Origin of the sequence: Nostoc sp. NOS(2021), assembly GCF_017115025.1 — a bacterium.
Classification (GTDB): domain Bacteria; phylum Cyanobacteriota; class Cyanobacteriia; order Cyanobacteriales; family Nostocaceae; genus Nostoc.
Genome location: NZ_JABXKM010000104.1, coordinates 25,029 through 32,615 on the forward strand (window position 1 = coordinate 25,029; position 7,587 = coordinate 32,615).

General features: G+C 40.4%; 6 protein-coding genes and 1 pseudogene. 4 read left to right on the forward strand and 3 right to left on the reverse strand.

The window, feature by feature from the left end; translation table 11 throughout:
* Window positions 1-138 precede the first annotated feature (138 nt).
* Window positions 139-651 (reverse strand): annotated as a pseudogene (locus HWQ41_RS13110) (AbfB domain-containing protein).
* Window positions 652-1,191: 540 nt separating this feature from the next.
* Here HWQ41_RS13110 and HWQ41_RS13115 point away from each other — a divergent pair.
* Both HWQ41_RS13115 and HWQ41_RS13120 read left to right on the forward strand, forming a co-directional pair.
* On the forward strand, window positions 1,192-1,935 hold the full coding sequence (locus HWQ41_RS13115; RefSeq protein WP_292763335.1) for a tetratricopeptide repeat protein: 744 nt from the start codon (window positions 1,192-1,194) through the stop codon (window positions 1,933-1,935).
* A gap of 79 nt (window positions 1,936-2,014) precedes the next feature.
* The gene (locus HWQ41_RS13120; RefSeq protein ID WP_292763336.1) at window positions 2,015-2,899 is read left to right on the forward strand and encodes an NAD(P)-dependent oxidoreductase; all 885 of its coding nucleotides are present in this window, start codon (window positions 2,015-2,017) and stop codon (window positions 2,897-2,899) included.
* A 208-nt stretch (window positions 2,900-3,107) separates the two neighbouring features.
* On the opposite strand, the gene HWQ41_RS13125 is transcribed toward HWQ41_RS13120, so the two are convergent.
* Window positions 3,108-3,419, reverse strand: coding sequence for a putative toxin-antitoxin system toxin component, PIN family (locus tag HWQ41_RS13125; protein WP_366931666.1), 312 nt, complete (start codon window positions 3,417-3,419; stop codon window positions 3,108-3,110).
* A 106-nt stretch (window positions 3,420-3,525) separates the two neighbouring features.
* Here HWQ41_RS13125 and HWQ41_RS13130 point away from each other — a divergent pair, with 106 nt between their 5' ends.
* Both HWQ41_RS13130 and HWQ41_RS13135 read left to right on the forward strand, forming a co-directional pair.
* On the forward strand, window positions 3,526-3,903 hold the full coding sequence (locus HWQ41_RS13130; RefSeq protein ID WP_292763338.1) for a type II toxin-antitoxin system RelE/ParE family toxin: 378 nt from the start codon (window positions 3,526-3,528) through the stop codon (window positions 3,901-3,903).
* A gap of 5 nt (window positions 3,904-3,908) precedes the next feature.
* A complete protein-coding gene (locus tag HWQ41_RS13135; protein ID WP_292763339.1) occupies window positions 3,909-4,232 on the forward strand; it encodes a helix-turn-helix domain-containing protein in 324 nt (107 codons plus the stop codon).
* Window positions 4,233-4,454: 222 nt separating this feature from the next.
* On the opposite strand, the gene gcvP is transcribed toward HWQ41_RS13135, so the two are convergent.
* Entirely contained in the window at window positions 4,455-7,412 is a 2,958-nt protein-coding gene (gene gcvP / locus HWQ41_RS13140; RefSeq protein ID WP_292763340.1) for an aminomethyl-transferring glycine dehydrogenase, read from the reverse strand.
* Window positions 7,413-7,587 lie beyond the last annotated feature (175 nt).

Sequence of the window (7,587 nt, forward strand, 5' to 3'; positions counted from 1 at the left end):
TAAAAAAGAAAAATGCGTAGGTTGGGTTTCGTTCCTCAACCCAACATTTTGCGGGTGTTTGTTGGGTTTCGCAAAGCCTCAACCGAACCTACAAATATTCTTAACCGAGCAGTATTGGGATTGCTATAGCGATTCTAGCTAGGGATTGAACGGTGCTACTAATGTAAAAGTGGCATCATTTAAAAACACATTATCAGTGCTGTACGGGTCAATATATAGCTCGAAGTTTTTATGGCGTATATAGTAATTAGGAAAATTATATGACCTAAAAGGAACATTTGTTAAACTTGCTAAACCTGGTTTTATACAAAAGGTTGCATCATTTCTGAACAGCGTAGTATTGTCATTAGGAGCTAATTTAATTCTAAAATTCTGATGTCTTAAGTAGTATCCTGGAAAATTTTAGGATTCAAATGAAACACAGTTAGAAGACGCTAACCCCGGACTTATTCTAAAGGTTGCATCTGCTCTGTCTAGAGAACTTGAAATAGGGCTAATTTCGCCAAGGAAATTGCGATGACGAATATAGAAGGTAGGAAAATTAAATGATTGTATTGAAACAGATTGTGCAGTAGCAGGATTAATTGACGTAGAAATAGATATAGGAAGCGCTGATAGGGTTAGTGCTAGTGCAAAGAAACTTTTTTTCATGGTTACAATCCTTATAGATGTAAATTTAGTCTTAGTAAAGCTTTGCGTAAAATCGTAACGTTTTTAAACGCAGAGGAAGGCAAAGTAAACGCGGAGTAACGCAGAGTTTTACCTAATTTCACTCGCTAGGAATTTAATGAAATATTATACTTAGTCCCTGTCTGTATTAAAACTGTTCTAAATTAAACTCTACAAAAGTAAATGTTACGTAAAAATCTGTTTATATTAAAGTTAAAGTCTGAACAAAGTCTCAGATCGCACCCTTGTTAATTGGAGAGAAAATTACCGCACAAGTACGATGTCTACCTATATAGCAACACAAATAATCGTTTTTTGACTGAAATAGTTTCTAAGCAATTGCTTTATGTGTATTTAATATGATAATGTAACATACACTTGATTTTCAGAAGCTTCTATGCATGGTCAGCAAAGTTATTTCTCAAAAAATAAGGAAATTAATGGGTAAAAACTAGTGTATTTTGATAATGTTCAAAAAACGAACAACTTTTAACATCATCTTATAAGTTTTGTAGGTACAGCATGGTTTTTCAGCGCTGCTTGGTTGCATCTGGCTTGATAGCTTTCTTCGCATTTGGCTGTAGTGGTGGGGAAAACTCATCGATAGCAAACACTACACAAGTTGTGCAAGAAAGTAATGTAACCCAACTTTTGATAGAAGCGAAGGCTACGCAAAAAGCAGAAGATTTCTTTCATCAAGGCAATCATTTATTAGATGGACAACGTTACGAAGATGCCATAAAAGCATACGACAAAGCGATCGCTATCAAAGTTGAGAGTCCTGAAGCTTGGATTAACCGTGGCATAGCCTTAACATCGTTGCAACGCTACGAAGACGCTCTTGCATCTTACGACAGAGCGATCGCCATCAAACCGGACAAATATGAAGCTTGGTATAATCGTGGCATCGCCTTAACATCGTTGCAACGCTACAAAGACGCGATCGCATCTTACGACAAAGCGATCGCTATCAAACCTAACAAATATGAAGCTTTAATTAACCGAGGTATTGCTCTGACAAAGCTGCACCGCTACAAAGATGCGATCGCATCTTATGATAGAGCGATCGCCATTAAGCAAGATTTGCACCAAGCATATTACAACAAAGCTTGCTCTTATGCGTTACAAAATAATCTCGAATTAGCAATTGAGAACCTAGATAAAGCAATCCAGCTTGTTCCTGATAAATACAAGAAATTAGCAAAAACTGACCCAGACTTTAGCAAAGTGCGTAGTGAAAAGCAGTTTCAGGAATTAGTGCAATAGTATTTTGTCACCACCACTCAGTATAAAATATAAACTTGCTGTAGCAATAATTTTTTTCTTCAGCGGTTTACAATTAGACATGAAAAAATTGTTAATCACCGGAGCAAGTGGTTTTTTAGGATGGCATCTTTGCCAGCTTGCAAAACAAGAATGGGAAGTTTATGGTACTTATTTTTCTCATCCCCTAGAGATTCCTGGCATGAAAATGTTAAAAGCGAACTTAACAAATTTTCAGGAATTGCAGCGCATATTTAGTGATATAAAACCAGCAGCAGTTATTCATACTGCTGCACATTCGCAACCAAATTTTTGTCAAACCCACCCCGAAGAATCCCACGCAATTAACGTTATAGCATCCGGCAATCTTGCCGGACTTTGTGCGGATAATTCTATTCCTTGTGCTTTTACCTCAACCGACTTAGTTTTTGATGGCTTAAATGCCCCCTATCGAGAAATGGATTCTGTGTGTCCTATCAATCTTTACGGTGAGCAAAAAGCGATCGCAGAAGCAGATATGCTAGAAAGATATCCCATGACCGCAGTGTGTCGAATGCCGTTGATGTTTGGTGCAGCAACACCCACAGCTAAAAGCTTTATTCAGCCATTTATTCAAACTTTGAAAGCCGAACAAGAACTAAGTTTATTTATAGATGAATTTCGCACACCAGTAAGTGGAACAACTGCCGCCAAAGGACTTTTATTAGCATTAGAAAAAGTTAACGGCATCATTCACTTAGGTGGAAAAGAGCGGATTTCGCGTTATGATTTTGGACAGCTATTAGTGGAAGTATTTCAACTTCCCGCCACCGGACTTAAATCCTGCCGACAACAAGATGTGAAAATGGCAGCACCTAGACCAGTAGATGTTTCTTTGGATAGTTCCAAAGCCTTTGAATTGGGGTATCAGCCTTTATCTTTACGAAAAGAATTAGAAGAGTTAGGAGTGAGTAGAGACAATTCATGAATTGCCCCTACATATTGTAATTTTGCGTAAGTTCTATTAGGGTAAGCGCATCTAAATTACTCTTGATAAAAACCTTGGTTAATGTATTAACGAAAGAATCAGATTTATTTTATAGGGGTCAAAGCGATGCCTACGGCGGTAAACTACGCACTTTCCGATAACACAAGATTTTTGTGCATCGTGTTTGTCGAATGTAGGCTAACTCTTGCTACTTATTTGCTAAAAATTCTTGAACATTTAGAATCTTAATGCCCCTCCAGGGGTTTAGCACTAGCAAATCATCATCTCCGGTAACAATACACTCTACTTGACCACTGAGTGCTAATTCCAAATATTTGTTATCTTTTAGGTCTCGGCATTCATCAATCTGCTCAGTCACGTCAATAAACTGAGAGTTTTCTGTTAAATTTTCTAGAAATTCTTGCCGCCTTTCTTTCGTGAGATACCTATCAAATTTGGGACGATATAAAACTTCTTCTAACTCCGATAAAACAGAATTTGATAATAGGATAACGCCAATATTCTAACAAGATGATTTTGGGCGGTTCTGATAGATTAATTTAATACAATATAATTACCTATTGACATAATATGCTAGTTTTAGCATACTTAATATTATATGTTACATGAATCAAAAACAAGAAAAGCCTCTCAGATGGATTGCAAGCGCCCTTAATGATTTAAAGAAGTTTCCTGAAGATGTACAGGATGTAATGGGTTACGCTCTTGATTTAGCACAACATGGTCAAAAGCACCCTGATGCAAAACCTTTACACGGGTTCTCTGGAGCAGGTGTTTTAGAAATTGTAGATTATTTCGATGGGGATACATACAGGGCGATTTACACTGTTAAATTTGAGGGTGTTATCTACTTACTACATTCCTTTCAAAAGAAATCAAAACATGGTATTGCTACAGCACAACAAGATATAGAGTTAGTTAAAAAAAGGTTGAAAATCGCTCAAGACGATTATTTACAACAAACTGCCAAAAAAATAGAGTAAAAAAAATGGGCGAAGAAAATAAAGTTTATCTTAGTAGCGGAAATGTATTTGCTGACTTAGGTTTATCTAATCATGAAGAAAGATTATTGAAAGCTGAACTAGTACGTAAAATCAGTGAAATCATTACTAATCTGAATTTAACACAAGTTCAAGCAGCCGAAATTCTAGGAATAGACCAACCAAAAGTTTCTTTACTAATTAGAGGTAGATTAAGTGGTTTTTCAACTGATAGATTGATAGCTTATCTAAATAAGTTAGGTAGTGACGTAGAGATTATAGTTAAACCTAAACCTGAAAATCGTAAATTCGCTCAGACAATTGTAGTCTGATAATTATTACCGAACAAAAAAATGTAATCTATAGAAGTAAGCGCGATCGCTTGCCAATATACATCATTCAGAACCCCGGCTTCTTTAAGAAGTCGGGGTTCTTGGGGGATAAGCACGATTGTAAAATTATCAAGTAATTACAACTTTAACTCTCAATAACATCCTCAAATTTAGGGAGGTTAGGAGGAATCTTTATACAACTTGATACTTTACAGACATCCTCTAATATGCATCCATTGGCAGACAAGAACAAACAAAATTCCTGTCGCCAAAGGCTGCATCAATGCGACCAACAGCAGGCCAAAACTTATATTCACGAGTCCAAGGCGCAGGGTAGGCAGCTTGTTCACGAGAATAAGGATGATGCCATTCTCCGGTGATGAGACTTTCGGCTGTGTGCGGTGCGTTCTTCAAAACATTATCTTCAGCATCTACCTTACCTGATTCAATTTCGGCGATTTCTTGGCGAATAGAAATCAACGCATCACAGAAACGATCCAACTCTTGCTTAGATTCACTTTCTGTAGGTTCCACCATGATTGTACCCCCTACAGGCCAGGAGACAGTCGGCGCATGGAAACCATAATCCATCAGACGCTTCGCCACATCATCAATTTCGATCGCAGCCGATTTTTTGAGCGATGGCGAAGCGCCTCGCAAGCTACGCAAATCTAAAATACACTCATGGGCAACTAGACCATTTTTCCCCTGATACAAAACCGGATAGTACGATTCCAGTTTCTTGGCGATATAGTTAGCATTGAGAATCGCCACCTTAGTTGCTTGGGTTAAACCAGCTGCACCCATCATGGCGATGTACATCCAAGAAATCACCAAGATACTAGCACTACCCCAAGGCGCGGCAGCAACCGCACCAATACGTTGAGAATTAGAAATTTCTTCTCCACTCCCCACAACAGGATGTCCCGGTAGAAAAGGCACAAGATGAGAAGCAACGCCAATTGGCCCCATACCAGGCCCACCGCCACCATGAGGAATACAGAAAGTTTTGTGCAGATTCAAGTGACAGACATCCGCGCCAATATCTCCAGGACGGCAAATTCCCACTTGGGCGTTCATATTTGCCCCATCCATGTAAACTTGTCCACCGTGACTATGGACAACAGCGCAGATTTCCTGAATTGGCTCCTCAAAGACACCGTGAGTTGAGGGATATGTTACCATTAAGGCGGCTAATTCATTGCTGTATTTTTCTGCCTTCCTCTTCAGGTCATCAACGTCAATATTACCTTGTGAATCACAGGCAACTGCCACTACCTTCATCCCGCACATCACCGCACTTGCAGGGTTTGTCCCGTGTGCGGAGGTGGGAATCAAACAAACATTACGGTGTGCTTCACCGCGACTTTCGTGATACTGACGAATCACCAAAAGTCCCGTATATTCGCCTTGAGAACCAGCATTTGGTTGCAGAGAAATTCCGTCAAAACCAGTAATTTCAGCTAACCATGCCTCAAGTTGCCTAAACAAGATTTGATAACCTTGTGTTTGGGACAAAGGTGCAAATGGATGAATCTTGCCAAATTCCTCCCAAGTTACCGGAATCATCTCAGCAGTCGCATTCAACTTCATTGTGCAAGAACCCAAAGGAATCATCGATGTTGTTAGCGACAAGTCCTTGCTTTCCAGCCTGTGCAGATAGCGCAACAACTCAGTTTCTGAGTGATAGCGGTTAAAGACTGGGTGGGTGAGATATGTACTTATGCGGGCAAGGGTTGAGTTTTGTAGGGGTAATTTGCGCCGTGCTGCAATTAAGTCTCCAATTTCTTTAAAACCGAAAAATAGACTATCAGGCGCTGCAAAAATCTCCAAAAGCTCTATCAAATCATCTACTGTAGTTGTTTCATCTAGAGAGATACCAACGGCAGCGTCATCAAAAATCCGCAGGTTAATATTCCTTGCTTGACAAGCTTCGAGAATTACTTCCAGGCTGCGTGTTCCCAACTCCACCCGCAGTGTATCAAAGAAATGTTCAGAACTAATTTTGTAACCTAGATGCTTTAGTCCTGCTGCCAACATTAAAGTTAGCTGGTGGATGTTTTCAGCAATTTGTTTCAGTCCAACCGGGCCATGATAGACTGCGTACATACTCGCCATTACCGCCAGCAGCACCTGTGCAGTACAGATATTACTAGTAGCTTTTTCGCGACGGATGTGCTGTTCGCGGGTTTGCAAAGCGAGACGTAATGCAGGCTTACCTTGGGCATCTTTTGATACTCCGACAATTCGCCCTGGAACCAGCCGTTTATACTCTTCCTTCGTCGCAAAGTATGCCGCGTGAGGCCCCCCAAACCCCAAGGGAATACCGAAGCGCTGGGTGCTGCCGACAGCAATATCAGCGCCAAATTCCCCAGGAGGCGTTAGCAAAGTTAAACTTAAAGGATCTGCTGCTACCGTTACCAATGCACCCTTAGCATGGGCTTTTTCTATAAAAGCGCGGTAGTCGTAAATGGTGCCATCACTTGCAGGGTATTGCAGAACAGCCCCAAAAATTGGTTGATCAAAATCAAATGTTTGATGATCGCCGACAATGATCTTAATCCCTAATGGTTTCGCCCGTGTTTGCAACACGTCGATAGTTTGGGGATGGCAATCACCAGAGACAAAATAGGCATTTGCCTGATTTTTACAAACACCATAGCTTAGGCTCATCGCTTCAGCTGCTGCTGTGGCTTCATCGAGCAACGAAGCATTGGCGATTTCCAAACCTGTTAAATCGATAATCAGGGTTTGGAAATTTAGCAGCGCTTCTAGTCGCCCTTGAGCAATTTCTGGCTGATAAGGAGTGTAGGCAGTATACCAACCGGGGTTTTCTAGGATATTACGCCCAATCACCGGTGGGGTAATACTGTCGTAATATCCCATACCAATATATGAGCGGAAAACCTGGTTTTTGGCAGCAACTTTTTTTAACGATGCCAGTGCTGCGTACTCACTTTCTGCTTCTGGTAACTTTAGCGGTTGCTTCAGCCGAATTGCCTGTGGAACTGTTTGGTCAATTAGGGCATCCAGGCTGGGAAACCCCAAAACCTTAAGCATTTGCTGGATGTCATCGGAGTTAGGGCCAATGTGTCTTGGCGCAAAACTACTTAACTTTTGACTTTTTTCGTCCAGCACTTGCTGCTCATTAGACTTGAGAATAGGGGCGTGTGATACCACAAATTAATCTCCAGATGGTACTATTTAATATTTTGCAATAAATACTCATGATAAGTAGATGTAACTTTTCAGTTCATCTAAATTTCATGACTTATGTTCGGATGGAGTGGGAGATGGGGGAGACAAGGAAGAAAATTTTACCTCGTGCCCCTTGTCCCCCTAGTTCCCCTCATCC

Bases quoted from the DNA above. Each gene is read 5' to 3' on its own strand.
- HWQ41_RS13115 (WP_292763335.1), top strand. From the start codon at position 1,192: ATGGTTTTTCAGCGCTGCTTGGTTGCATCTGGCTTGATAGCTTTCTTC.
- HWQ41_RS13120 (WP_292763336.1), top strand. From the start codon at position 2,015: ATGAAAAAATTGTTAATCACCGGAGCAAGTGGTTTTTTAGGATGGCAT.
- HWQ41_RS13130 (WP_292763338.1), top strand. From the start codon at position 3,526: ATGAATCAAAAACAAGAAAAGCCTCTCAGATGGATTGCAAGCGCCCTT.
- HWQ41_RS13135 (WP_292763339.1), top strand. From the start codon at position 3,909: ATGGGCGAAGAAAATAAAGTTTATCTTAGTAGCGGAAATGTATTTGCT.